General features: G+C 60.2%; 23 protein-coding genes. 7 read left to right on the top strand and 16 right to left on the bottom strand.

What is annotated here, in order from left to right:
* Window positions 1–21: 21 nt before the first annotated feature.
* The 5 genes from U862_RS0119980 to U862_RS0119960 all read right to left on the bottom strand — a co-directional run bounded on the left by U862_RS0119980 (window position 22) and on the right by U862_RS0119960 (window position 6,577).
* Entirely contained in the window at window positions 22–1,164 is a 1,143-nt protein-coding gene (locus tag U862_RS0119980; protein ID WP_025112033.1) for an ABC transporter ATP-binding protein, read from the bottom strand.
* Window positions 1,165–1,231: 67 nt separating this feature from the next.
* Entirely contained in the window at window positions 1,232–2,329 is a 1,098-nt protein-coding gene (locus U862_RS0119975; protein WP_025112032.1) for a polyamine ABC transporter substrate-binding protein, read from the bottom strand.
* A 187-nt stretch (window positions 2,330–2,516) separates the two neighbouring features.
* Window positions 2,517–3,626, bottom strand: coding sequence for a polyamine ABC transporter substrate-binding protein (locus U862_RS0119970; RefSeq protein WP_025112031.1), 1,110 nt, complete (start codon window positions 3,624–3,626; stop codon window positions 2,517–2,519).
* 171 nt (window positions 3,627–3,797) lie between these two features.
* Window positions 3,798–5,162, bottom strand: coding sequence for an aspartate aminotransferase family protein (locus U862_RS0119965; RefSeq protein ID WP_025112030.1), 1,365 nt, complete (start codon window positions 5,160–5,162; stop codon window positions 3,798–3,800).
* 56 nt (window positions 5,163–5,218) lie between these two features.
* The gene (locus U862_RS0119960) at window positions 5,219–6,577 is read right to left on the bottom strand and encodes a glutamine synthetase family protein (protein WP_025112029.1); all 1,359 of its coding nucleotides are present in this window, start codon (window positions 6,575–6,577) and stop codon (window positions 5,219–5,221) included.
* A 730-nt stretch (window positions 6,578–7,307) separates the two neighbouring features.
* Here U862_RS0119960 and U862_RS0119955 point away from each other — a divergent pair.
* Both U862_RS0119955 and U862_RS0119950 read left to right on the top strand, forming a co-directional pair.
* Window positions 7,308–8,684 (top strand): glutamine synthetase family protein, encoded by a 1,377-nt coding sequence (locus U862_RS0119955; protein WP_003229254.1) that lies wholly within the window; start codon window positions 7,308–7,310, stop codon window positions 8,682–8,684.
* A gap of 248 nt (window positions 8,685–8,932) precedes the next feature.
* Window positions 8,933–9,565: a TetR/AcrR family transcriptional regulator gene (locus U862_RS0119950; protein ID WP_025112028.1), complete on the top strand. Its 633-nt coding sequence runs from the start codon at window positions 8,933–8,935 to the stop codon at window positions 9,563–9,565.
* A 161-nt stretch (window positions 9,566–9,726) separates the two neighbouring features.
* Here U862_RS0119950 and U862_RS0119945 read toward each other — a convergent pair whose 3' ends face one another.
* From U862_RS0119945 to U862_RS0119910, 8 genes are all read right to left on the bottom strand, one after another.
* A complete protein-coding gene (locus tag U862_RS0119945; RefSeq protein ID WP_003229256.1) occupies window positions 9,727–9,942 on the bottom strand; it encodes a molybdopterin-binding protein in 216 nt (71 codons plus the stop codon).
* Window positions 9,943–10,048: 106 nt separating this feature from the next.
* Window positions 10,049–10,855 (bottom strand): aliphatic sulfonates ABC transporter ATP-binding protein, encoded by an 807-nt coding sequence (gene ssuB / locus U862_RS0119940; RefSeq protein ID WP_025112027.1) that lies wholly within the window; start codon window positions 10,853–10,855, stop codon window positions 10,049–10,051.
* Window positions 10,852–11,634, bottom strand: a complete 783-nt coding sequence (ssuC, locus tag U862_RS0119935; protein ID WP_025112026.1) for an aliphatic sulfonate ABC transporter permease SsuC — start codon at window positions 11,632–11,634, stop codon at window positions 10,852–10,854. The genes ssuB and ssuC overlap by 4 nt, the downstream gene beginning before the upstream one ends.
* A gap of 8 nt (window positions 11,635–11,642) precedes the next feature.
* Entirely contained in the window at window positions 11,643–12,791 is a 1,149-nt protein-coding gene (gene ssuD, locus U862_RS0119930; RefSeq protein WP_025112025.1) for an FMNH2-dependent alkanesulfonate monooxygenase, read from the bottom strand.
* A 25-nt stretch (window positions 12,792–12,816) separates the two neighbouring features.
* Window positions 12,817–13,812, bottom strand: a complete 996-nt coding sequence (locus tag U862_RS0119925; RefSeq protein WP_025112024.1) for a sulfonate ABC transporter substrate-binding protein — start codon at window positions 13,810–13,812, stop codon at window positions 12,817–12,819.
* An 88-nt stretch (window positions 13,813–13,900) separates the two neighbouring features.
* The gene (gene ssuE, locus U862_RS0119920) at window positions 13,901–14,494 is read right to left on the bottom strand and encodes an NADPH-dependent FMN reductase (protein ID WP_025112023.1); all 594 of its coding nucleotides are present in this window, start codon (window positions 14,492–14,494) and stop codon (window positions 13,901–13,903) included.
* Between the two features lie 323 nt (window positions 14,495–14,817).
* Window positions 14,818–15,456 carry a peroxiredoxin gene (locus tag U862_RS0119915; RefSeq protein ID WP_025112022.1) on the bottom strand — a complete coding sequence of 213 codons (639 nt, stop codon included), beginning with the start codon at window positions 15,454–15,456 and terminating at the stop codon, window positions 14,818–14,820.
* Between the two features lie 294 nt (window positions 15,457–15,750).
* Window positions 15,751–17,076 carry an OprD family porin gene (locus tag U862_RS0119910; protein WP_025112021.1) on the bottom strand — a complete coding sequence of 442 codons (1,326 nt, stop codon included), beginning with the start codon at window positions 17,074–17,076 and terminating at the stop codon, window positions 15,751–15,753.
* 366 nt (window positions 17,077–17,442) lie between these two features.
* Between U862_RS0119910 and tauA the strand changes: the two genes are divergently transcribed.
* Window positions 17,443–18,435, top strand: a complete 993-nt coding sequence (gene tauA, locus U862_RS0119905; protein ID WP_029977741.1) for a taurine ABC transporter substrate-binding protein — start codon at window positions 17,443–17,445, stop codon at window positions 18,433–18,435.
* Between the two features lie 50 nt (window positions 18,436–18,485).
* Here the strand turns inward: tauA and argA are convergent, their stop codons facing one another.
* Both argA and argE read right to left on the bottom strand, forming a co-directional pair.
* Window positions 18,486–19,787, bottom strand: coding sequence for an amino-acid N-acetyltransferase (argA, locus tag U862_RS0119900; RefSeq protein WP_025112019.1), 1,302 nt, complete (start codon window positions 19,785–19,787; stop codon window positions 18,486–18,488).
* A gap of 266 nt (window positions 19,788–20,053) precedes the next feature.
* Window positions 20,054–21,208: an acetylornithine deacetylase gene (gene argE / locus U862_RS0119895; RefSeq protein WP_025112018.1), complete on the bottom strand. Its 1,155-nt coding sequence runs from the start codon at window positions 21,206–21,208 to the stop codon at window positions 20,054–20,056.
* Between the two features lie 156 nt (window positions 21,209–21,364).
* On the opposite strand from argE, the gene U862_RS0119890 reads away from it, so the two are divergent.
* Window positions 21,365–22,735 (top strand): inorganic triphosphatase, encoded by a 1,371-nt coding sequence (locus U862_RS0119890; RefSeq protein WP_025112017.1) that lies wholly within the window; start codon window positions 21,365–21,367, stop codon window positions 22,733–22,735.
* Window positions 22,736–22,834: 99 nt separating this feature from the next.
* Here U862_RS0119890 and U862_RS0119885 read toward each other — a convergent pair whose 3' ends face one another.
* Window positions 22,835–23,305 (bottom strand): Lrp/AsnC family transcriptional regulator, encoded by a 471-nt coding sequence (locus U862_RS0119885; protein ID WP_025112016.1) that lies wholly within the window; start codon window positions 23,303–23,305, stop codon window positions 22,835–22,837.
* Between the two features lie 126 nt (window positions 23,306–23,431).
* On the opposite strand from U862_RS0119885, the gene U862_RS0119880 reads away from it, so the two are divergent.
* From U862_RS0119880 to U862_RS0119870, 3 genes are all read left to right on the top strand, one after another.
* A complete protein-coding gene (locus tag U862_RS0119880; protein ID WP_025112015.1) occupies window positions 23,432–23,770 on the top strand; it encodes a hypothetical protein in 339 nt (112 codons plus the stop codon).
* Window positions 23,771–23,860: 90 nt separating this feature from the next.
* Window positions 23,861–25,645, top strand: a complete 1,785-nt coding sequence (locus tag U862_RS0119875) for a GspE/PulE family protein (protein ID WP_025112014.1) — start codon at window positions 23,861–23,863, stop codon at window positions 25,643–25,645.
* Between the two features lie 70 nt (window positions 25,646–25,715).
* On the top strand, window positions 25,716–26,033 hold the full coding sequence (locus U862_RS0119870; RefSeq protein ID WP_025112013.1) for a DUF2388 domain-containing protein: 318 nt from the start codon (window positions 25,716–25,718) through the stop codon (window positions 26,031–26,033).
* The last annotated feature ends 19 nt before the right edge of the window (window positions 26,034–26,052 follow it).

Raw genomic sequence — 26,052 nt, 5'->3', positions numbered from 1 at the left:
GGCGTTTGAATTTGCGCATGTTCATGAGCGAAGTACCACGCCGCTGTCGTCTTCCCACCACACGTAAACCTGATCGCCCCAGGTCGGACGCGCGCCGCGACGTTCGGCGTTGGCAACGAACGACTGCACCAGTTTGCCGCTCGGCAGTTCAACGTAGAACACCGAGTGACCGCCCAGGTAGGCGATGTCATGCACCTTGCCGCTCGACCAGTTGTACTCGCAGGTCGGCATTTCGGCGGTGACCAGCAGCTTCTCCGGACGGATCGCGTAGGTGACCGATTTGTCCTGCACCGAAGTGCTGATGCCATGGCCGACGTAGATCTGCCGGTCGAGGTCCTTGCAGGTGATGGTCGCGTGGCCTTCGGCGTCGTCGATCACTTCTCCTTCGAAGATGTTCACGTTGCCGATGAATTCGCAGACCAGACGGCTGGTCGGGGTTTCATAGATGTCGATCGGGCTGCCGATCTGGGCGATCCAGCCCAGGTGCATGATCGCGATGCGCTCGGCCATGGTCATGGCCTCTTCCTGGTCGTGGGTCACCATCACGCAGGTCACACCCACGCGCTCGATGATCTCCACCAGCTCCAGCTGCATCTGCGAACGCAGTTTCTTGTCCAGTGCGCCCATCGGTTCGTCGAGCAGCAGCAGCTTCGGCCGCTTGGCCAGCGAACGCGCCAGGGCCACCCGCTGACGCTGACCGCCAGACAGTTGATGCGGCTTGCGCTTGGCGTACTGGCTCATCTGCACCAGTTTGAGCATTTCGGCCACGCGGGCATCGACTTCAGCCGTCGGGATCTTGTCCTGCTTGAGGCCGAAGGCGATGTTCTGCGCCACGGTCATGTGCGGGAACAAGGCGTACGACTGGAACATCATGTTGATCGGTCGCTCGTACGGCGGCATGTCGGTGATGTCGACGCCGTCGAGGAAAATGCGCCCCTCCGTGGGCCGTTCGAACCCTGCCAGCATCCGCAGCAGAGTGGATTTGCCCGATCCCGAACCGCCGAGCAGGGCGAAGATCTCGCCTTTCTTGATTTCCAGGGACACATCGTCCACGGCAATCGTCTCGTCGAACTTCTTCGTGACCCGGTCGATTTTGACCAACACCTGTTTAGGTGTCTGGTCGCCCTCGAGGGCTTTCTTATAGGCGCCGGAGGCAACTGCCATTTACGAAACTCCCAGAAAAAAACAGTGCAGTTCGCCCTATGCGGACGAACCCAGGATAGTTTGTGCCTTATTTGCCCGACTTGACCTTGGTCCAGCTGCGGGTCATCAAACGCTGAATATTGGGTGGCAACTCGGTCGACACGTAGGTCTTGTCGAGGACTGCTTGCGGTGGATAAACCGCTTCATCGGTGCGGATGGACTGTTCCATCAGCTTGTCCGAACCCGGGTTGGGGTTGGCGTAACCGACGTAATCACTGACCTGGGCGATCACCTCAGGTTTCAGCAAATAGTTGATGAAGGCGTGCGCTTCCTTGACGTTGGACGAGTCCTTGGGAATCGCCAGCATGTCGAACCACAGCGCGCCGCCTTCTTTGGGGATCGAGTAGGCGATGTTCACGCCCTTCTTGGCTTCTTCGGCACGGTGCTTGGCCTGGAAGATGTCGCCGGAGAAGCCGATGGCCACGCAGATGTCGCCGTTGGCCAGATCACCGATGTATTTCGAAGAGTGGAAGTAGGTCACGTAAGGACGCACGGCGAGCAACTTGGCCGTGGCCTTTTCGTAATCCTTGGGATTGGTGCTGTTGGCGTTCAGGCCCATGTAGTTGAGCACGGTCGGCATCATTTCATCCGCCGAATCGAGGAACGCTACGCCGCAGCTGTGCAGCTTCTTGATGTTCTCCGGCTCGAACAGCACGCTCCAGGAATCGATCTTGTCGATACCGAGCACGGCTTTGACTTTCTCGACGTTGTAGCCGATGCCGTTGGTGCCCCACAGGTACGGTACGGCGTAGAGGTTGCCCGGATCGTTCTGCTCCAGACGCTTGAGCAGCACTGGATCGAGGTTCGAATAGTTCGGCAGCTGCGCCTTGTCGAGCTTCTGGAACGCGCCCGCCTTGATCTGCTTGCCGAGGAAGTGGTTCGACGGCACGACCACGTCGTAACCGGTCCGCCCGGCCAGCAACTTGCCTTCCAGGGTTTCGTTGGAGTCGAACACGTCGTAGACCGGTTTGATCCCGGTGGCTTTCTCGAAGTCGGCCAGGGTGGTCTCGCCGATGTAATCCGACCAGTTATAAATATGCACCGTACCGGCGGCCTGGGCTCCGACAGCGATCGTCAGGCCGGCAGTGGCCAGCAGGGCTTTGCGCAAAGAAGAAAAAATAGGCAAGTGGAGGTCCTCTAAATTAGTTGGGCCCAAGTTGCCCCGCGTTACATGACAGCCATCGCTGCCCGGCAACCAAACCGGCGCGCAACTTACCCTCGAAAAACCGTTCCTGCAAAACTTCCTGTCATTTAATTGATCCGCTGGCCGCCTTCGCGGGGACGACGGCCAGCGGTTGCTGCGTCAAACCGGCTTATTTGCCGGATTTGATCTTGGTCCAGCTGCGAGTCATTTCACGCTGGGTAGCCGCTGGCAAATCGGCGATCGCATACAGCTTGGCCTGCACGTCGGCTGGCGGGTAGATGCCTGGATCGCTGGTGATGTCTTTATTCACCAGTGGCGTTGCAGCGGCGTTACCGTTCGGGAAACGTACGGCGTTGGTGATGCCGGCCATGACTTCAGGCTTCTGCAGGAAGGTCATGAATTTGTAGGCGCCTTCAACGTTTTCGGCATCCTTGGGGATGGCGACCATGTCGAAGAAGCTGCCAGCGCCTTCCTTCGGAATGGCGTAGCTGACTTTGACCTTGTCACCGGCCTCGGCGGCACGGGACTTGGCCTGCTGCACGTCACCCGAGTAGCCGACCGCTACGCAGATGTTGCCGTTGGCCAGGTCCGAGATGTACTTGGAGGAGTGGAAGTAGGTGATCGAAGGACGAATCTTGAGGAACAGGTCCTCGGCTTTCTTGATGTCTTCTTTCTTCTGGGTGTCGGTAGGCAGGCCCAGGTAGTGCAGCGCGACCGGGAGCATTTCAGTCGGCGAATCGAGGAAGCTCACACCGCAGCCCTTGAGCTTGGCGATGTTTTCCGGCTTGAGCAGCACGTCCCACGAGTCGATGGTGTCGACGCCCAGTGCAGCCTTGACCTTCTCCGGGTTGTAACCGATGCCGATCGAGCCCCACATGTACGGGAAGGCGTGCTTGTTGCCCGGGTCGCTGACCGACACGGCCTTGAGCAGGTCCTGGTTGAGGTTTTTCCAGTTAGGCAGCTTGGACTGGTCCAGTTCCTGGTAAACGCCAGCCTTGATCTGCTTGGCCAGGAAGTTGTTCGACGGCACAACCACGTCATAACCGGACTTGCCTGCCAGCAGCTTGGCTTCCAGGGTTTCGTTGCTGTCGAATACGTCGTAGACGACTTTGATCCCGGACTCTTTCTCGAAGTTGGCGATGGTGTCCGGAGCGATGTAGTCGGACCAGTTGTAGACGTGCAGTACTTTGTCGTCCGCGTGAACCGCGCCCGCCATCATGCCCGCGACGGACAAAGCGAGAAGAGTCTTGCCAGCAAGCTTTTTACCTAATGCCTTCATGCGTCATGCTCCAAATTTTTCTTTTTTGAACCACTTTGTTCAGCGGCCGAACCCCGACAACTGGAACCGCGGCTAGTCTGGCAAGATCGGAGGCGGTCTTTCAAGAAAAGGCCAACCTTTCTGACACCTTCGAGCGAGAGCGCCGCAGCTCCCCCGCTCGAAGCCTAGCACTTAGGCCTGCAATGCACTGAGGGTCAGGTCCAGGCACTTGCGTGCCTTTGTAACCAGCTCATCGATCTCCGCCTTGCTGATCACCAGCGGCGGCGCAATGATCATGGTGTCGCCCACGGCGCGCATGATCAGGCCATTATCGAAGCAGAACTGCCGGCAGATCATGCCCACACCCTTGCCCTCGTAACGCTTGCGAGTGGCCTTGTCCTGCACCAGCTCGATCGCCCCCAGCAAACCGACGCCGCGCACTTCACCCACCAACGGGTGGTCGTTGAGTTCGCGCAAACGTTTCTGCAAATACGGTGCCGTTTCGTTGTGCGCGTTCTCGATAATTTTCTCATCGCGCAGAATCCGGATGTTTTCCAGACCCACCGCTGCCGCCACCGGATGCCCGGAGTAGGTGAAGCCGTGGTTGAAATCGCCGCCTTCGTTGAGCACCTTCACCACTTCGTCGCGCACGATCAGGCCACCCATCGGGATGTAACCGGACGTCAGGCCTTTGGCGATGGTCATCATGTCTGGCTTCAGGTCGTAGAAATCGGAACCGAACCACTGACCGGTGCGGCCGAAACCGCAGATCACTTCGTCCGCCACGAACAGGATGTCGTACTTGGCGAGGATTTCCTTGATGCGCGGCCAGTAGCTGTCTGGCGGAATGATCACGCCGCCGGCACCCTGGATCGGCTCGGCAATAAAGGCACCGACGTTGTCCACGCCGACTTCGAGAATCTTCTCTTCCAGCTGATTGGCCGCCCAGATGCCGAACTCTTCCGGCGACATGTCACCGCCCTCGGCGAACCAGTACGGCTGCGCGATGTGGACGATACCCGGAATCGGCAAGTCGCCCTGTTCGTGCATATAAGTCATGCCACCCAGGCTCGCGCCGGCCACGGTCGAACCGTGATAACCGTTCTTGCGGCTGATGATGACTTTCTTGTTCGGCTGGCCCTTGATCGCCCAGTAGTGACGAACCATACGCAGCATGGTGTCGTTGCCTTCGGAGCCGGAACCGGTGAAGAACACGTGGTTCATGCCTTGCGGCGCAACGTCGGCGATGGCCTTGGCCAGTTCCAGCGCCGGCGGGTGCGCGGTCTGGAAGAACAGGTTGTAGTAAGGCAGTTCGCGCATTTGCTTCGCGGCTGCGTCAGCCAGCTCATCGCGGCCATAACCGATCGCCACGCACCACAGACCCGCCATGCCATCGAGGATCTTGTTGCCCTCGCTGTCCCACAGGTACACGCCCTTGGCGTTGGTGATGATCCGTGGACCCTTCTCTTTCAGCTGCTTGAAGTCACTGAACGGGGCCAGGTGGTGATCGCTGCTCAAGGCTTGCCACTCACGGGTTTGCGGGTTGTTGCTGGTCATGCCAATTCTCCTTGTTATCGGTGAAGGCGCGGCTGCTGACAGCCGCGCCCGGCGTATCAGACGGCGAAGAGCAGGTACTCACGCTCCCAGGAACTGATCACGCGCTTGAAGTTTTCATGCTCGGCCCGCTTGACCGCGACGTAGCCTGTGATGAAAGTCTTGCCGAGGTATTTCTCGACGGTGGTGCTGTTTTCCATGCGCTCCAGGGCGTCCTCGATGGTCAGCGGCAGGCGCAGGTTGCGGCGTTCATAGCCACGACCGACCACCGGTGCGCTCGGGTTGAGCCCCTCGACCATGCCGATGTAACCGCAGAGCAGGCTCGCGGCGATCGCCAGGTACGGGTTGGCGTCGGCGCCCGGCAGGCGGTTTTCCACGCGGCGGTTCTGCGGGCCGGCATCCGGTACGCGCAGGCCCACGGTGCGGTTCTCTTCGCCCCATTCCACGTTCACCGGCGCCGAGGTATCCGGCAGGAAGCGGCGGAACGAGTTGACGTTCGGCGCGAACAGCGGCAGCAACTCCGGGATCAGTTTCTGCAGGCCACCGATGTGGTGCAGGAACAGCTGGCTCATGGTCCCGTCTTCATTGGAGAACACGTTCTTGCCGGTCTCGATGTCGATGATGCTCTGGTGCAAGTGCATCGCACTGCCCGGCTCACCGGTCATCGGCTTGGCCATGAAGGTTGCGGCCACGTCGTGCTTGAGCGCGGCTTCACGCATGGTGCGCTTGAACACCAGGATCTGGTCGGCCAGCGACAGGGCGTCACCGTGACGGAAGTTGATTTCCATCTGCGCCGTGCCGTCCTCGTGGATCAGCGTGTCGAGGTCCAGTTCCTGCAGTTCGCACCAGTCGTAGACGTCTTCGAACAGCGGGTCGAATTCGTTCGCCGCTTCGATGGAGAACGACTGACGACCGATTTCCGGACGGCCCGAACGGCCAATCGGCGGCTGCAACGGATAGTCAGGGTCGTCACTGCGCTTGGTCAGGTAGAACTCCATTTCCGGCGCCACGATCGGCTGCCAGCCCTTGTCGGCATAGAGTTTCAGGACTTTCTTGAGGACGTTGCGCGGCGACAGCTCGATCGGGTTGCCTTGCTTGTCGTAGGTGTCGTGGATCACCTGGGCGGTCGGCTCGATGGCCCATGGCACCAGATACACGGCGTTCTGGTCGGGGCGGCAGATCATGTCGATGTCGGCCGGGTCGAGCAGTTCGTAATAGATGTCGTCTTCGACGTAGTCGCCGGTCACGGTCTGCAACAGCACGCTTTCCGGAAGGCGCATGCCTTTTTCGGCGATGAACTTGTTGGTCGGCGAGATCTTGCCCCGGGTGATACCGGTCAGGTCGCCGATCATGCATTCGACTTCTGTGATCTTGTGGTCTTTCAACCAATCGGTGAGCTGGTCGAGGTTGTTACTCATAAATGCCTCTGGGCTGAGTCTCCTGACATCGTGTCAGGCAAAGTTTGACGCCGTGGCGTCGCGTTAAAGGGGGCTTGCTTGCGCGCAGTGCCGGCTTACGCCTGGCACCGCGCATAGACAATGAAAGAGGAGCTTACCTGCCCTTTACGCTGGCGTTGCATTTCCTGTGCACATTCAAGGCGTGCAGAATCACGAGCACGGCTTGTCAAGCGGCACAGGCTTTGGGACTCAAAGAGATCTATATTGGAAGGAGACGCCATAAACAGGATGCTTGGCCGTACGTCCAGAATAACGGACGCTGCCGTTCTGGCTGCTGCCGACGAGAACATCGTCGACAGACCGCGAGCCTTGCTGGCTGCGCTACGGACGGATTTGTCGCCACTGATGTGTTGAGCATGCAGACCGGACTGTTGCGAGCAGTCGGTGATGCCGATTAACGGCAGGCGAGACATGAAGCACCCCGGTATTATTGCTGTTATGGGTTTGATCCGAGCTTAGCCTTGTTCATTTTTTTACACAACACCCCCGTAAAAAATACAACACGGCCTGCTCAAGCCCGCGGGTGCCAAGCGTCCAAAGGGAGCAAAACCGCCCCAAAGTGCCCCATAAATGCCCTTGCAGCGCTTTTTTAGGGCAAAAAAGGCCTCGCTTGACTTCGGCATGCCGTTCGGGTTGACTGAAACCAGAAAAGATCAATGATTGATATTTTTAACAACAAAGGTGTTGCATCATGTCGGTACCCCCGCGTGCCGTTCAGCTTAACGAAGCGAACGCGTTCCTTAAGGAACATCCTGAGGTTCTGTACGTTGACCTTCTGATTGCGGATATGAATGGTGTGGTGCGCGGCAAGCGCATCGAACGCACCAGCCTCCACAAGGTTTACGAGAAAGGCATCAACCTGCCGGCCTCTCTATTTGCTCTGGATATCAATGGCTCTACGGTGGAAAGCACCGGCCTGGGTCTGGACATCGGCGACGCCGACCGGATCTGCTATCCAATCCCCGACACCCTGTGCAACGAGCCATGGCAGAAGCGTCCTACCGCGCAACTGTTGATGACCATGCACGAACTCGAAGGTGACCCGTTCTTCGCCGATCCGCGCGAAGTGCTCCGTCAAGTTGTTGCAAAGTTTGACGAGCTGGGCTTGACCATCTGCGCCGCATTCGAACTCGAGTTCTACCTGATCGACCAGGAAAACGTGAACGGCCGTCCGCAGCCACCACGCTCGCCGATCTCCGGCAAACGTCCGCACTCGACTCAGGTTTACCTGATCGACGACCTCGACGAATACGTCGACTGCCTCCAGGACATTCTGGAAGGTGCCAAAGAGCAAGGCATCCCGGCCGACGCCATCGTCAAGGAAAGTGCCCCGGCGCAGTTCGAAGTGAACCTGCACCACGTCGCCGACCCGATCAAGGCTTGCGACTACGCGGTACTGCTCAAGCGTCTGATCAAGAACATCGCCTACGACCATGAAATGGACACCACCTTCATGGCCAAGCCGTACCCGGGTCAGGCAGGTAACGGTCTGCATGTCCACATCTCGGTGCTCGACAAAGATGGCAAGAACATCTTTGCAAGCGAGGATCCCGAGCAGAACGCCGCGCTGCGTCACGCGATCGGCGGTGTGCTCGAGACCCTGCCGGCGCAGATGGCTTTCCTCTGCCCGAACGTCAACTCTTACCGTCGTTTCGGCGCGCAGTTCTATGTGCCGAACTCGCCGTGCTGGGGCCTGGACAACCGCACCGTGGCGATCCGCGTACCGACCGGCTCTGCCGATGCCGTGCGAATCGAACACCGCGTAGCCGGCGCCGACGCCAACCCGTACCTGCTGATGGCTTCGGTCCTGGCCGGTGTGCATCACGGCCTGGTGAACAAGATCGAACCGGGCGCTCCGGTCGAAGGCAACAGCTACGAGCAGAACGAACAAAGCCTGCCGAACAACTTGCGCGACGCCCTGCGTGAGCTGGACGACAGCGAGGTGATGGCCAAGTACATCGATCCGAAATACATCGATATCTTCGTCGCCTGTAAAGAGAGCGAGCTGGAGGAGTTCGAACACTCCATCTCCGACCTCGAGTACAACTGGTATCTGCATACTGTGTAAGCGGTTGTCGTGTCAGAAACAACGCCGTTGGCTATTGCAGCCCGCGGCGTTTTTTTATGGCGCAATTCTGATCTGAATGGCCGTTTTCGGCGGTTTGGGAGCAAGCCCCCTCCCACAGGCGTCTACAGCGAACAGGGATTTTTTGTAGATAGAGATCAACTGTGGAAGGGGGCTTGCTCCCGAAGGCGTCCTGGCAGACAACACACGGCTCGGCTCGTACAATGCCCGCTGCCCCGCAGGAGACTTCCATGACGCGTCCCGCCCCCGTCCGCAAACCCCGTGCCCGCAGCCAGGCGCGAATCGATTCGATACTCGACGCCGCGCGCACGCTGCTGGCCGCGGAGGGCGTGGCCAGCCTGTCGATCTACAGCGTGGCCGAACGCGCGCAGATTCCGCCCTCCTCCGTGTACCACTTCTTCGCCAGTGTGCCGGCGCTGCTCGAAGCGCTGACCGCCGACGTGCATGCGGCGTTTCGCGCCTGCCTGCAAGCGCCGATCGACCACGATGCCCTGCGCGACTGGCGCGACCTGTCGCGGCTGGTCGAGGAGCGGATGCTGGAGATCTATGACGAAGACGCCGCCGCCCGCCAGTTGATCCTCGCCCAGCATGGCCTGACCGAAGTGACCCAGGCCGACCGGCAGCACGACATCGAACTGGGCGACCTGATGCACAAGCTGTTCGACCACCACTTCGAATTGCCGCGACTGCCGAACGATGTCGATGTGTTTGCGCTGGCGATGGAACTGGGTGACCGCGTGTATGCGCGCTCGGTGCAGCAGCATGGCCAGATCACGCCGCGCATGGCGGAGGAAGGGATGCGGGTGTTTGATGCTTATATCGGCCTGTATCTGCCGCCATATTTACCCAAGAGAATTCTTTAGCGTCCTGACCGGCCTCTTCGCGAGCAAGCCCGCTCCCCCATTTGGAATGCGGTTCCCTGTGGGAGCGAGCCTGCTCGCGAAGGCCGCGCCGCCGATGTCCAGTCAGGCACAAAAAACCCCGAAGGGCTCACGCCCTCCGGGGTTTGTTTTTTTCCACAGGCTTACAACTTGGCGATCGACACCTCGGTGGATTTCACAAAGGCGATCACCTCGCTGCCCACCACCAGTTCCAGCTCCTTGACCGAACGGGTGGTGATCACCGAAGTGACGATACCGGAGGCGGTCTGCACGTCGATTTCCGACAGCACGTCGCCGAGAACGATCTCTTTGATCGAGCCTTTGAACTGGTTGCGCACGTTGATGGCTTTGATAGTCATGATATTTCTCCTGGGGTCGAAATAAGCTGCAAGTTGCAAGTTTCAAGCGGCAAGCAAAAGCACAGCGCTTTTACTTGAGGCTTGTCGCTTGACGCTCGAAGCTGCTTCATTGCGCCCAACGCAATTGCGTAGGCAGGGGTGAAACAGGTTCCGGCTCGGGCGGTTCACCGGGCAGGGACAGAACACGGTTGAGCACTTCGGTTTCCAGCGCCGCCAGTCGGTGCGAACCACGCACCCGAGGGCGCGGCAGCTCCACGTGCAGATCGAGACCGACTTCGCCGTCCTCGATCAGAATCACTCGGTCGGCAATCGCCACCGCTTCGCTGACATCGTGGGTCACCAGCAGCACCGTGAAGCCGTGCTGCTGCCACAAACGCTCAATCAGTTGCTGCATCTCGATCCGGGTCAGGGCGTCCAGCGCACCCAGCGGCTCGTCGAGCAGCAGCAGGCGCGGTTGGTGGATCAGCGCCCGGGCCAAGGCCACGCGCTGCTTCTGCCCACCGGACAAGGCGGCCGGCCACTCGTTGGCGCGATCGGCCAGACCGACCGATTCCAGCGCTTGCAGGGCCTGCGGACGCCAGTTGCCCTTGAGGCCGAGACCGACGTTGTCGATGATCTTTTTCCACGGCAGCAGCCGTGCTTCCTGAAACATCAGCCGGGTGTCTTCCCGCGCATCACTCAGCGCTGCGGCGCCGGCCAGCAGGTCGCCGCCAGTCGGTTGGTCGAGGCCGGCGAGCAAACGCAGCAAGGTGCTCTTGCCGCAACCGCTGCGCCCGACCACCGCGACGAATTGCCCCGCCGGAATGTGCAGGTCGATGTTGCGCAGCACCTGCCGCGCACCGAAGGTTTTCTGCAGGTTGCGCACCACCAGCGGAATTCCGCGCAGCAGGCGTGGAGGTTGTTGAGCAGTCATGCCGCACCTCCCTTGGCAACCTGATAGGCCGGATGCCAGCGCAGCCAGACGCGCTCAAGTCCACGGGCAGCGAGGTCAGCGAGTTTGCCGAGCACCGCGTAAAGCAGGATCGCCAGCACCACCACGTCGGTCTGCAAAAACTCGCGGGCATTCATTGCCAGGTATCCAATGCCGGAGCTGGCGGAAATGGTTTCGGCAACGATCAGCGTCAGCCACATGAAGCCCAGCGCGAAGCGCACACCGACCAGAATCGAAGGCAGCGCGCCCGGCAGAATCACCTGCCAGAACAGGCTGAAACCACTCAAGCCATAACTGCGCGCCATCTCTACCAGCGCCGGGTCGACGTTGCGGATGCCGTGGTACGTGTTGAGGTAGATCGGGAACAAGGTGCCCAACGCCACCAGGAAAATCTTCGCCGACTCGTCGATGCCGAACCACAGGATCACCAATGGAATCAGCGCCAGGTGCGGCACGTTGCGGATCATCTGCACCGAGCTGTCGAGCAAGCGTTCGCCCCACTTCGACAGGCCGGTGATGAAGCCCAGCGCCAGACCGATGCTGCCGCCGATGGTGAAGCCCAGCGCCGCGCGCCAGCCGCTGATTGCCAGGTGCGTCCAGATCTCGCCACTGCGCACCAGACTGACACCGGCCTCGATCACCGCCACCGGCGCCGGCAGGATCCGCGTCGACAACCAACCGGCCGACACCGACAACTGCCACACCGCCAGCAACAACACCGGCAACGCCCAGGGCGCGAGGTTGTGGATGATTTTCTTCATGGCGCGCCTCAGCTCTGCGACGCGGCTTTGGGAAGAATGTCGTTGGCGACCATCTCGCCAAACGGGCTGACGTAGCCGGCGCTTTTCGGCAGTTCCGGGCGCTCGACATCAAGGTGCGGAAACAGCAATTCGGCGACCCGATACGACTCTTCGAGGTGTGGATAACCGGAGAAGATGAAGGTATCGATACCGAGATCCGCGTATTCCTTCACGCGCGCCGCCACAGTCGGGCCATCGCCGACCAGCGCCGTGCCGGCACCACCGCGCACCAGACCGACGCCAGCCCACAGGTTCGGGCTGACTTCGAGATTGTCGCGACTGCCGCCGTGCAGCGCGGCCATGCGTTGCTGACCAACCGAATCGAAACGCGCCAGCGACGCTTGAGCGCGAGCAATGGTGTCGTCATCCAGGTGCGAGATCAGTCGGTCTGCCGCCTGCCAGGCTTCAGCGTTGGTTTCGCGGACGATCACATGCAGACGAATGCCGAAGCGTACGGTGCGTCCGAGCTTGGCGGCTTTGGCGCGAACCTGCTCAATCTTCTCGGCCACCGCTGCGGGCGGCTCGCCCCAGGTCAGGACCATCTCGACCTGTTCGGCGGCCAGGTCCTGCGCCGCTTCCGACGACCCACCGAAGTACAACGGCGGACGCGGTTGCTGGATCGGTGGATAGAGCAGCTTGGCGCCTTTCACGCTGATGTGTTGGCCGTCGTAATCAACGGTTTCACCTTCCAGCACCCGACGCCAGATGCGGGTGAATTCCACCGAGGCCTGATAGCGCTCCTCGTGACTGAGGAACAGACCGTCGCCGGCCAACTCTTCCGGGTCACCGCCGGTCACCAGATTGAACAGCGCACGGCCGCCGGACAGGCGATCCAGCGTGGCCGCCTGCCGCGCCGCGACCGTCGGGGAAATGATCCCGGGGCGCAGGGCAACGAGGAACTTCAGACGCTGAGTCACCGGGATCAGCGACGCGGCCACCAGCCACGAGTCTTCGCAGGAACGCCCGGTGGGAATCAGCACACCGCCGAAACCCAGACGATCCGCCGCTTGCGCGACCTGTTGCAGATAACCGTGGTCGACGGCGCGAGCGCCTTCGGCGGTGCCAAGGTAATGGCCGTCGCCGTGGGTAGGCAGGAACCAGAAGATGTTGAGGCTCATGGAGTGGTCTCCTTGGGGATTCGAATTACTGGGCTTGGGTAACCGAGCTTTGGGCCACAGCGGCTGGTGGTGTCCAGATCACATCCTTGATGCTCAGCGGCTTGGGAATCAGCTTGAGCTGGAAGAACGTGTCAGCGATTTTCTGTTGCGCGGCGACCACTTCCGGGGTCAGGAACAGCGCACCGTAGCCTTGGCGTTTCACCGAGGTCAGGGTGATGTCCGCCGGCAGGCCGAGCAGCGGCGCGACCTGTTGAGTCACGTCTTCAGGGTTGGCTTTGGACCACTCGCCGACCGCGCGCACTTCCTCCACGAGGGTCTTGATCACCTGAGGATTTTTCTCTGCGTAAGGTTTGGTCGCGAGATAGAACTGGTGGTTGTCGACGATGCCTTTGCCGTCGCGCAGGGTGTGCGCTTGCAGCTGTTGCTCGGCGGCGGCCTGGTACGGGTCCCAGATCACCCAGGCGTCGACGCTGCCACGTTCGAATGCGGCGCGGGCATCGGCCGGCGGCAGGAACACGGTCTGGATGTCGGTGTATTTGAGGCCGGCATCTTCCAGCGCGCGCACCAGCAGGTAGTGGACGTTGGAGCCTTTGTTCAGGGCGATTTTCTTGCCTTTCAGATCCGCCACCGATTTGATCGGCGAGTCTTTCGGCACGAGGATCGCTTCGCTGTTCGGTGCGGGTGGCTCGTAAGCGACGTAGAGCAGATCGGCGCCAGCGGCCTGGGCGAACACTGGCGGGGTTTCGCCAGTGACGCCGAAGTCGATCGAGCCGACATTCAGGCCTTCAAGCAGTTGCGGGCCACCGGGGAATTCGGTCCATTGCACGTCGACGCCTTGAGCGGCCAGACGCTTTTCCAGGGTGCCTTTGGCTTTGAGCAGCACCAGCGTGCCGTATTTCTGATAACCGATCCGCAGCACGCCTTCATGGGCAGAAAGCGCTTGAGCTTGAGTGATGGCGCCGAAGGTGACAGCCGCAGCAAACAGAGCGACCAGACCACGACGCAAAAGTACAGTGCGCATAGCGCTCTCCTTTTTGCTGTTGGGTTGTGGCTGCACCTGCTTGCCCGTTGGCGGGCGAGTAAGGCCAGTACTTCAATTTCGATGAGGCTTAAATGCTCCAGCGAGCACTCAACAAACGTTCATTCAACAAGCCCGGCTCCAGCGGTTTCGGCCGGCGGGCCATGGCACTGACAAACTGGTCCAGCGCTTCATGCAGACGCTGCTCCAGCGCCGGCGCCAGTTGCGCCTGGGCACTGCCTTCGCCGTACGCGATCTGGCTGTCCTCGGCGAAAATGCCCTGCAGCATTTCCTGCGCTTTCAACGCCGACAGCACCGGTTTGAGGGCGTAATCGACCACCAGCATGTGGGCGATGCTGCCGCCGGTGGCCATCGGCAAAACAATCTTGTGGTTCAGGGCGCGCTCGGGCAGCAGGTCCAGCACGGTCTTCAGCGCGCCGGAAAACGACGCTTTGTAGACCGGGGTGGCAATCAGCAGACCGTCGGCGCTTTCAATCTGGGCCAGCAGGTCGAGCACCTTCGGGCTGTCGAAGCGGGCGTGGAGCAGGTCTTCGGCCGGGAAGTCCCTGACCTGATAACTCACCACTTCCACCCCCTGCTCCTGCAACCAGCGTTGCGAGCGCTCCAGCAACACTCCAGAGCGGGAGCGTTGGCTGGGACTGCCACCGAGTGAGACGACCAGCATTCAGACGATTCCTTGCGCGTTACAGGCGATTCGCAGGTTGCGATCTCGCTTCGATGGAGTGACCTTACCAGCTGATTTATATATCCATAAATCATATTTATTCATTTGGTTATGCATTTAAGCGATATAGGATTTGCTTTTCAGCGGGCAAAAAAACAGGCCGTGGAAACGGCCTGAAATCCCCTGCTTTGTGGTTCTGAATTCTGTTTTGTACTGCCTAGCGCCTTCGCGAGCAGGCTCGCTCCCACATTTGAAATGCAACCCCCTGTGGGAGCGAGCCTGCTCGCGAAAGCGCTGGCGGCTACACCGCAAATCTCACTGCCTTACTTGTTCGGCTGTGGTGTCAGGCGCAGATACGGCTTCACCGCGCGATAGCCTTTCGGGAAGCGTCGCTTGATCTCGTCTTCATCCTTGAGCGACGGCACGATCACCACCTCTTCACCGTCCTGCCAGTTGGCGGGTGTAGCCACCTTGTAGTTGTCGGTGAGCTGCAACGAATCGATTACCCGCAAGATCTCGTGGAAGTTGCGCCCGGTGCTCGCCGGGTAGGTGATGGTCAGGCGGATCTTCTTGTTCGGATCAATCACGAACAGCGAACGCACGGTCAGCGTGTCGCTGGCGTTCGGGTGGATCAGGTCATAGAGATCGGAGACCTTGCGGTCGGCATCGGCCAGGATCGGGAAGTTGACGATCGTATTCTGGGTTTCGTTGATGTCCTCGATCCACTTGTGGTGCGAGTCCACCGGATCGACCGACAGCGCAATGGCTTTGACGCCGCGCTTGCTGAACTCATCCTTGAGCTTGGCGGTGAAGCCCAGCTCGGTGGTGCACACCGGGGTGAAGTCGGCCGGGTGGGAGAACAGCACGCCCCAGCTATCGCCCAGCCACTCGTGGAAACGAATCTTGCCGGCGCTGGAATCCTGTTCGAAGTCGGGGGCGATGTCGCCGAGTCTGAGGCTCATGGTGCTGCTCCTGATGAGTTGTTGGAGAACTCAACTGTAGCTCGGGATTCGCCATCATGAAAAAGAATAAATAACTAGATATCTAGAATCTAAAGGAATATTAAACATCGTTCACTGGACGCTCGCCGGCATCACGACGAACATCGCTCTCAAGGTTCGAGAAGGCCTTGAGTAGCTGCAAAGAGGGGAATTTCGGGAAGGGCTTACGGGGGTGAGTCTGACTCGAAAATGCAAAAGCCCCGTCCGGCACGGTGCCGGACGGGGCTTTTTTACATCAGCAGCTTGAACGCGCTATTACAGCAGCGGGATCGAGTAGCTGACGATCAGGCGGTTTTCGTCCTGGGAACGGGTGTTCGCCAGGTCGGTACGCCACATAGCGTTTTTCCAGGCTACGCCGAGGTTTTTCAGCGGGCCTTCAGGGATCACGTAACCAACGGTCAGGTCACGTTCCCACTCGGTTTTTTCGCCCAGCGGGGTGTCGATGTTGTTGCCACGCAGGTAGATCAGGTTGGCGGTCAGACCAGGAACGCCGATCTTGGCGAAATCGTAGCCGTAGCGAGCCTGCCAGGTACGCTCGCCAGCACGGGCGAACTTCTGGATCTGCATGTCGGTGATGGTGCTGTTGGACGAGCCGTCACCCTGGTTCAGCCAAGGGAAATCGCTGTCGCCCTTGGTGTACTGGTAGCCGGCACCGAAGGTGTGACCTTCAACCGAGTACAGTGCCAGGTAGCTGTACAGGTCGTTGTCGACCTTGCCCTTGACGGTTTTGCCACCGTAGTAACCGCTGGTGTAGTAGGCAGAAGTATCGCCGTTGGCACCGTTGTCACGGCTGCGGTAGTAACGCAGGTCGCTTTTCAGTACGCCCGGGCCGATGCCCCAGTTGTGTACCAGACCCAGGAAGTTCTGCGAGTAGAAGTCTTTCAGCTCGCCGTAGTAGTACGAAGCGGTCAGATCTTTGTTGATCTTGTAGTCAGCACCACCGTAGTAGAACTTGTTGCTGAACACGCCCTTGTCGTAGTTCGAACCAGCGTTCGCGCCGGCAATCGACATGTTCTCGTTGTTGCTGGAGTTACGACCTTTCACGGCCTCAACCTGACCGGCAGTCAGAGTCAGGTCCTTGAATTCGTTCGAGGTGATCGCTTCGCCCTGGAAAGTTTGCGGCAGCAGACGACCGTCGTTGTACTTGATGACCGGGTTGTTCGGCATCAGGGTACCGACCTTCAGCTCGGTCTGAGAGATCTTGACCTTGCCGGTCACGCCCAGGCTGGCGAAGTCATTCACAGCGCTGTTGCCGTCGCTTGGGAACACAGTGCCACCCGACGACGTACCAGCGGCGTTGCCGCTCTTGGCCGGGCTGGAATCCAGACGCACGCCGTACAGGCCGATCGCGTCAACACCGAACTGCACGGTGCCTTGGGTGTAACCCGAGATGAAACGCAGATCGAAGCCTTGGCCCCACTCTTCGTTCTTGTTCGGGCCAGTGCCGTCACGGTTGTCGGTGTTGATGTAGAAGTTGCGCAGGCCCAGAGTGGCCTTGCTGTCTTCGATGAAACCGGCGGCGCCTGCCTGCTGCGCCAAAACCCCTACGGCCACAGCCAGGGCCAAGGTGGACTTGTTCATGTAAAGCTCCTCTCGTTTCTAATTCTTGTGTTCCTGGTCCTGGTCGAATGCCCGGATCCGTAGGTTCGCGATTAGCGCCAGAGCGTGACTGACAAGTCAATCGTAACCTTGTGTGTCTACGACCAAGGTCTAATCGCAGTATTTGGGTCCCTGCACAGTACTGACTTTCCTGATAACCCCAAAAAGAATTATTTCATTCTTTTTTATATCATCTGAGTATATGGCCCAGTAGTGGCCACCTGCAGCGCAACACAGGATATCGGCTACTAAGCTAATTACTAAATGGTATTTGTTCGCCTATTTTTAGATCGATTAGCGTTGACGTTTCCAAATCACGTCAAACCCTATCCAAAAGGCGACGCCATCATGGCCAAACGGGCACTATCTAGTCAATTTGTTACAGTTTGTGTGTCGGTAATAATTTCTTTCTCCGCCCAAGCCGCCAACCTCACTGTTGGCTATCAAACCGGTATCGACCCGAGCAAAGTTCCTCAGGCTGATGGCACCTACGAGAAAACCATCGGCCAGCAGATCGACTGGCGACGCTTCAATAGTGGCCCGGAAGTTGTGACAGCCATTGCATCGGGCGATGTGCAGATCGGCAATCTTGGCTCCAGCCCTTTGGCAGCGGCTGCTTCGCGCAATCTGCCGATCGTCGCGTTCATTGTTTCAGCGCAGATCAATGCCGCCGAAGCCTTGGTGGTACGCAATGGCAGCGGGATCAACACCCCGCAGGATCTGGTCGGCAAGACCATCGCCACACCCTTTGTCTCCACCTCCCACTACAGCCTGCTCGGCGCACTCAAGCACTGGGGCCTGGACACCCGCAAAGTCAAAGTGGTGAACCTGCAGCCCGCGGAAATCGCCGCGGCGTGGAAGCGCGGCGACATTGACGGCGCGTTTGTCTGGTCGCCGGCATTGGGAGAAATCCGCAAGACCGGCAAGACCCTGACCGATGCTGCACAAGTCGGCCAATGGGGCGCGCCGACCTTTGAAGTCTGGGTCGCACGCAAGGACTACGCCGAGAAACATCCTGAGGTGGTGGCCAAATTTGCCAAGGTCACTCTAGACGCGTTTGCCGATTACGCCAGCCATAAAGACAGCTGGACGGCAGACTCGGAACCGGTGCAGAAAATCGCCAAACTGACCGGCGCCAATGCCGCAGACGTGCCGGAGTTGCTGGCCGGTTCGGCCTTCCCGGATGCCAAGGCGCAGCAAACTGCCGCGCTGCTGGATGGCGGCACGGCCAAGGCGATTGGTGAAACGGCGAAGTTTTTGAAGGAACAGGGCAAGGTTGAGACGGTGCTGCCGGATTACTCGCCTTACGTGAGTGCAAAGTTTGTAACCGAAAACAATTGAATATGTGGTGAGGGGATTCATCCCCTCGCCACAAAAGTCCTCACATGCTGTCAGAGGGTCTTTTCGAAGATTTTCGAGTTGCGCTGATAGTTGTAAAGCGACGCCCGCGCCGCAGGCAGGCGCTCGACGCTGCTCGGCTCGAAACCGCGTTCGCGGAACCAGTGCGCGGTGCGAGTGGTGAGGACGAACAGGGTTTTCAGGCCTTGCGCCCGGGCCCGGGTTTCGATGCGTTCCAGCAACTCATCACCGCGACCGCCATGCCGGTACTCAGGGTTTACCGCCAGGCACGCCAGTTCACCGGCATCCGAATCGGCAATCTGATACAGCGCCGCACAGGCGATGATCATGCCTTCTCGCTCGACCACGCTGAACTGCTCGATCTCACGCTCCAGCACTTCACGCGAGCGACGCACCAGAATCCCCTGCTCTTCCAGCGGGCTGATCAAGTCGAGCAAACCGCCGACGTCTTCAATCGCCGCCTCGCGCACCCGTTCGAATTGCTCTTGCGCAACCAGCGTACCGCCACCGTCACGGGTAAACAGTTCGGTCAGCAGCGCGCCGTCTTCGGCATAGCTGACGATATGGCTACGCGCGACACCGCCACGGCAGGCCTCGGCGGCAGCATCCAACAGTTCTGCCTGATAGTTGCTGCTGCCCAGACGCTGCAGATGCGCCGGCACCTGTTGCGGACGCAGTTCGCGCACCAGTTTGCCGTTCTCGTCGATCAGACCGAGGTCGGCCCCAAACAGCAGCAATTTGTCAGCGCCCAGATCGATGGCGGCGCGGGTGGCGACGTCTTCGCAGGCCAGGTTGAAGATTTCACCGGTCGGCGAATAGCCCAACGGCGAGAGCAGCACGATCGAGCGCTCGTCGAGCAGACGATTGATGCCTTTGCGGTCGACCCGGCGCACTTCGCCGGTGTGGTGATAGTCGACACCTTCCAGCACGCCGATCGGCCGCGCCGTGACCAGGTTGCCGCTGGCTACCCGCAGGCGCGAGCCCTGCATTGGCGACGAGGCCATGTCCATCGACAGCCGCGCTTCGATGGCGATGCGCAACTGGCCAACCGCGTCGATCACGCACTCCAGCGTCGCCGCATCGGTGATGCGCATGCCGTGGTGGTAGTGCGGGGTCAGGCCACGGGCGGCGAGGCGGGTTTCAATCTGCGGGCGCGAACCATGGACCAGCACCAGACGCACGCCAAGGCTGTGCAACAGCACGAGGTCGTGGACGATGTTGCCGAAGTTCGGGTGCTCCACGCCGTCGCCGGGCAGCATGACGACAAAGGTGCAATCGCGGTGGGCATTGATGTAAGGGGACGCGTGACGAAGCCAATTGACGTATTCGGGCATGAACCTGGGCCTGTAATAAATAGCAGCCGGAAAAAGGGCGAAACGGAAAACGCACAGCGGGCTGATGGTTATCGTCGGAACAGGCTTGGCGACACGCGCGCTCTCCTCATGAATACGGGTTGGGGTGCTGGCAATTTACAGCGTTTGGTCTGGCAAAACACAGTCCCTCCTGTGAGGACAGGCTTGCTCGCGAAGGCGTCGTGTCAATCGACATGGATGGACCTGACACTCCGTCTTCGCGAGCAAGCCCGCTCCCACAGGGGGCATCAACGTTCGTCAGTCGTGAGGCAGTAATGTTCAATCAACTGCCGCAATAGCTGCACGGTAGGCTGCAAACGTGACATTTCAAGGTACTCGCCGGGCTGATGTGCACAGGCGATGTCGCCGGGGCCGAGCACGATGGTTTCGCAGCCAAGGCGCTGAAGATAAGGCGCTTCGGTGCCAAACGCTACTGCTTCGGCGCGGTGACCGGTGAGCTTTTCAGCGATGCGCACCAATTCGGCGTCTTCGGCCTGCTCAAACGACGGCACTTCCGGGAACAACGGTTTGTAATCGATCTTCACCTGATGCCGCTCGGCCACCGGATTGAGCTTGCGCAGAATCTCCGCACGCAGGACTTTGGGGTCCATGCCCGGCAGCGGGCGCAGGTCGAATTCCAGCGAACACTGGCCGCAAATGCGGTTGGGGTTGTCACCGCCATGGATGCAGCCGAAGTTCATGGTCGGTTGCGGCACGCTGAATTGCGGGTTGTTGAACTCGCGCTGCCACAACAGGCGCAGGCCGCGCAGTTCGCCGATGGCGTCGTGCATCGCTTCGAGGGCGCTGTGGCCCAGGCGCGGATCCGACGAATGGCCGCTCTGCCCGAGAATGTCGATGCGCTCCATCATGATGCCTTTGTGCATGCGGATCGGCTTGAGCCCGGTCGGCTCGCCGATCACCGCCGCGCGCCCAATCGGACGACCGGCCTCGGCCAGCGCCCGGGCACCGGACATCGAGCTTTCTTCATCACAGGTGGCGAGGATCAGCAGCGGTTGCTTGAATGGCTGGTCAAGCAGTGGCTGCACGGCTTCGATGATCAGGGCAAAAAAGCCCTTCATGTCGCAACTGCCCAGCCCGACCCAGCGGCCGTCGACTTCGGTGAGCTTCAGCGGATCGGTCTGCCACAGCGCATCGTCATAAGGAACGGTATCGCTGTGCCCGGCCAGGACCAGGCCGCCGGGGCCGCTGCCGAAACTGGCGAGCAGGTTGAATTTACCGGGGCTGACCTGCTGGATATCGCAGCTGAAGCCCAGATCACCCAGCCAACCGGCGAGCAAATCGATCACCGCCCGGTTGGACTGATCCAGACTCGGTTGGGTGCAACTGACCGAAGGTGCGGCGATCAGTGCAGCGAACTGGTCTTGCATGGATGGCAAAGGCATCGCTGACTCCAACTCCCGATTTGAAGTCCATCATAGAGCCATCCGGCGCCAGGAATAAACCGCCGCAGGGCGTAGGACGTATCAGTCCTGTACACTGCACGGCCTTGGCAGCCACACATTCCCCCGGCTGCGCTCCCGATCCTGGATTTTCCGGCCATGCAGAAAGAAACCGAAATCAAACTCCGCGTCAGCCGCGAAACCCTCGCCGCCCTGCGCGAGCACCCGTTACTGAAAAAACGCAACAAAAATGGCTGGGAACGCCGTGAGTTGATGAACCAGTACTTCGACACCCCCGAGCGCGATCTGGCCCAGGCCAAAGTCGCCCTGCGTCTGCGCAAGGACGGTGACGAAGTGATTCAGACCCTCAAGACCCGCGGCCAGAGCGTTGCCGGTCTGTCCGAGCGTAACGAGTACGACTGGAAGTTGCCCAAAGCCAAGCTCGACGTGAAGAAACTCGACGGCGAATGCTGGCCCGAGTCGCTGGCCGAGCTCGACAAGAAAACCCTGAAGCCGATCTTCACCACCGACTTCGTCCGCGAGCGCGCCGAAATCGCCTGGGGCCGCGGCAAGGCCAAGGTGGTCATCGAAGCCGCACTGGACCTCGGCCACGTAGTGGTCGGCAAACAGAAAGAAGAAATCTGCGAGCTGGAACTGGAACTGCGCGAAGGCGAGCCGGCGGCACTGCTGGAACTGGCCGCTGAACTGGCCGAAACCCTGGCCCTGATGCCGTGCGACATCAGTAAGGCCGAACGCGGCTACCGTCTGTACGACGCCAACAGCTATTCGCTGAGCCTGCCAGCGCCGCAGCTGACGCCGGAAACCCAACTGGACGACGCCTTCGCCGCGCTCTGCTGGCACCTGCTCGGCAGCAGCCAGCGTCTGGCTGAACAATACCGTTTCAACGGCCACTGGCGCCTGCTGCTGGACTGGGTCGAGAACCTCGCGGAAATGCGCGCCCTGCTTAGCAGCCTCGGTCAGGCTGCACCGCGTCCTGCGACGCACGACTTGCGTGTGGCACTCGATGCATTGCTCGAAGACTGGCGCCCGCTGGTTCAGGTCGGCATCGAAGACGAAGACGTGCGCAAGGCGGCGCCGGAGCAGTTCCTCGAAGAATTGGAAGACCCGCGCTGGGGCCTGTTCTCGCTGACCGCGTCGCGCTGGCTGCTGGCCCGCACCTGGACCGCCGAGCGCAACACTCGTGGCAATCGTCAGGGCGCCGCGCAACTGCACAGCTGGTTGCCACGTCTGTTGGGCGAAGAGGCTACGTCCCTGCAATTGCAGCGTTATCAACAGCAACCGGAAGATCTGGCCGAGCAACTGCCGCGCATCGAGCGCATCCAGGTCTGGCTGCACCACGCGCGCAACGTGCTGGAGATCCCGGAAATGGATCGCCTGTACGGCGAGCTGAACAAACTGGCGCAACTGGCAAACGAGCCGACGATCACTGACGAACTGCTCGATGCGCGCAAGCAGCAGGCGATTGCGGTTTACCAGAATCGTGCCTGGAAAATGCTGCTGCGCATGTAACACAGCTTTCGCGAGCAGGCTCGCTCCCACAGGGGATTGCATTCCAACGGTGGGAGCGCGCCGGCTCCGGGCGGCGATCCGACGAAGCGGCCTGCACAATCAACGCATGACTGGCAGGCTCGTTGTGGACTTGATCTCCGACAGCGCCACAATCGAGTTCACTTCCTGTATCCCCGGCACCAGCGACAGCTTCTCAAAGAAGAACCGCTCATACGCCTCGATATCCGCCGCGACAATGCGCAACAGAAAATCCACCGCCCCCATCAGCACATAACACTCCAAAACCTCCGGAAAGCCACGAATCGCCTCGGTGAATTCGGTGAAGTTCGAACGCCCGTGGGCGTTGAGTTTGATCTCGGCGAAGATCTGCGTGTTCAGGCCGATCTTCTTGCGATCAAGCAAAGTCACCTGACCACGAATGATCCCCTCCTCCTTCATCCGCTGAATCCGCCGCCAGCACGGCGACTGCGACAGGCCCACCTGTTCGGCGATCTGTGCGCTGGACAGCGAAGCGTCCTCTTGCAGCAGAGCGAGTATCCTGCGGTCGTAACTGTCCAGCTCGCTGTGCATAGAAAAACCTCAAATGCCAGATATTACGAATTGATCTTTTCGATCGATCGCCAATAACACCGATTTTAGCCAAGAAATACCCGACACCGAATGTAAAAATTTCTCCAGTGATTTTGGAGACTTGCCATGCCGCACCTTGAAGCCGTGAACAGCACGCCGACCCGCGCCGACGTCTGGAACGTGAGCAATGCCCATTGCCTGGCGCAATATCAGATTCTTGCCGAGGCTGAACCGGATCTTTTGGTGCGGGTGCTGAATCTGTTTGCGCTGCAATTTCTGACGCCCGTCCAGGTCAACGCCGAGCGCCTGGACGATCTGCTGTCGATCGATATGACTATCGACGGACTGAGCTGGCATCGCGCCGAAGTGATTGCGGAAAAACTTCGTAACCTGATCAGCGTCTGCTCGGTGAACCTGCAAAACGCCGACGCGGCGTGGAATACGCCCGCGCAAGCGGCGGGCTGACAAATCCGGCAACGGCTTTGTCGGGTAGTGGCCCAACGGTCTGCGAGGCCACGACTATCCTTTGCGAACTGTCGTTCAAAAGGAGCCCGCATGTCCGTTCAACTTGCCACTCAGGACCGCTGGCTGGATCTCAACGATGTACTGCGTGAACTGGTCGCCCAGGGTTTCATCAGCCAGGACTCGGCGGAGCAGGCGCTCAACGCCCGCCGCCGCCACGCGACCCACGGCCAGCCACATCCGCTGGAGTTCATCGCCAGCCAGCAGCTGGACGACCTCAGCCGTCCGGGCAAACACCTGGACCTGGAAAGCCTGACCCTGTGGCTGGCCCAACAGGCCGGCCAGCCGTATCTGCGCATCGACCCGTTGAAGATCAACGTTGCCGCGATCACTCCGCTGATGTCTTACGCGTTTGCCCAGCGGCACAAGATCCTTGCCGTGGCGGTCGACCGCGATGCCGTGGTCGTCGCCAGCGCCCAGCCCTACGTCACCGGCTGGGAGGCTGACCTGACCCACGTGCTGAAGCTGCCGATCAAACGGGTGGTCGCCAACCCGGTGGACATCCAGCGCTTCAGCGTCGAGTTCTTCCGCCTCGCCAAATCGGTCAGCGGCGCCAACAGTGCCGACCAGCACAGCGGCAACCTCGGCAACTTCGAGCAACTGCTCAACCTGGGTGCCAGCGATCAGGAGCCGGACGCCAACGATGCACACATCGTCAACATCGTCGACTGGCTGTTCCAGTACGCCTTCCAGCAGCGCGCCAGCGATATCCACATCGAACCGCGCCGCGAACAGGGCACGGTGCGTTTTCGCATCGACGGCGTGCTGCACAACGTCTATCAATTCCCGCCGCAGGTGACGATGGCGATCGTCAGCCGCCTGAAAAGCCTCGGGCGGATGAATGTCGCCGAGAAGCGTAAACCCCAGGACGGCCGGGTCAAGACCAAGACTCCGGACGGTGGCGAGGTCGAGTTGCGTCTGTCGACCCTGCCCACCGCGTTCGGCGAAAAAATGGTCATGCGGATTTTTGACCCGGAAGTGCTGCTCAAGGACTTCGATCAGTTGGGCTTCTCCGCCGACGACCTGCGCCGCTGGCAGGACATGACCCGTCAGCCCAACGGCATCATTCTGGTCACCGGGCCGACCGGTTCAGGCAAGACCACCACGCTCTACACCACGCTGAAGAAGCTGGCGACGCCGGAGATCAACCTCTGCACCATCGAAGACCCGATCGAAATGGTCGAGCCGGCGTTCAACCAGATGCAGGTGCAGCACAACATCGACCTGAGCTTCGCCGCCGGGGTACGCGCGTTGATGCGACAGGACCCGGACATCATCATGATCGGCGAGATCCGCGATCTGGAGACTGCCGAAATGGCGATTCAGGCCGCGCTCACCGGACACCTGGTGTTGTCGACCCTGCACACCAACGATGCGCCCAGCGCGATCAGCCGCCTGCTCGAACTAGGCGTGCCGCATTATCTGATCAAGGCCACGGTGCTCGGGGTCATGGCCCAGCGGCTGGTGCGAACTTTATGCCCGCACTGCAAGGCGCCGCTGACGCTGGAAGAGGAAGACTGGCAAACCCTGACCCGCCCGTGGCAAGCCCCCTTGCCGGGCAATGCGCAACGCGCGATCGGTTGCCTGGAGTGCCGCGACACCGGTTATCGCGGGCGCGCCGGGGTCTACGAAATCATGCAACTGAGCGACAGCCTCAAAGCACTCATCACCCCGGACACCGACCTCACCGCCATCCGCCGGCAAGCCTTCAAGGAAGGCATGCGCAGCCTGCGCCTGTCGGGTGCGCAGAAGGTCGCGGCGGGGCTGACTACCCTTGAAGAAGTGCTGCGGGTAACACCGCAGAGCGAGCAGAAATAGGCCACGACGGAACCGGATCGGGGAAATCGCAATCCAACGCCGTAGTTAACCCCCCAGGAGTCACTCAATCATGCGTCTGAAACTTGCTGTCGCCACCCTTGCCTTGCTGTCCCTTCCCGTTGGTTCAGCGATGGCCGACAGCTTTTGGCGTAACGTCATCTCGTCCGGTGCCACCACCGGTTCGACCTACCTGACCTTCAAGGATCACAAGCTGATCGTTGCCGCGCAGGACGATGCCGGCAGCTTCGTCGCCAGCGACGGCGGCATCCGTGGGCCGTACCTGGAAGCAGCGATGCAGAAAGTCCGCGCCGACAACCCGGGCCTGCAGGCCACGGACATGGAACTGGCGAATGCGATTCTGGCGAAGAACGCGGTGGAAGCCGAGTAAGCCTGGCGCCGACAAAAAT

The sequence above is a fragment of the Pseudomonas sp. H1h genome (genome assembly GCF_000633255.1).
GTDB lineage: Bacteria > Pseudomonadota > Gammaproteobacteria > Pseudomonadales > Pseudomonadaceae > Aquipseudomonas.
This window is presented reverse-complemented; position numbering and strand designations above follow the sequence as displayed.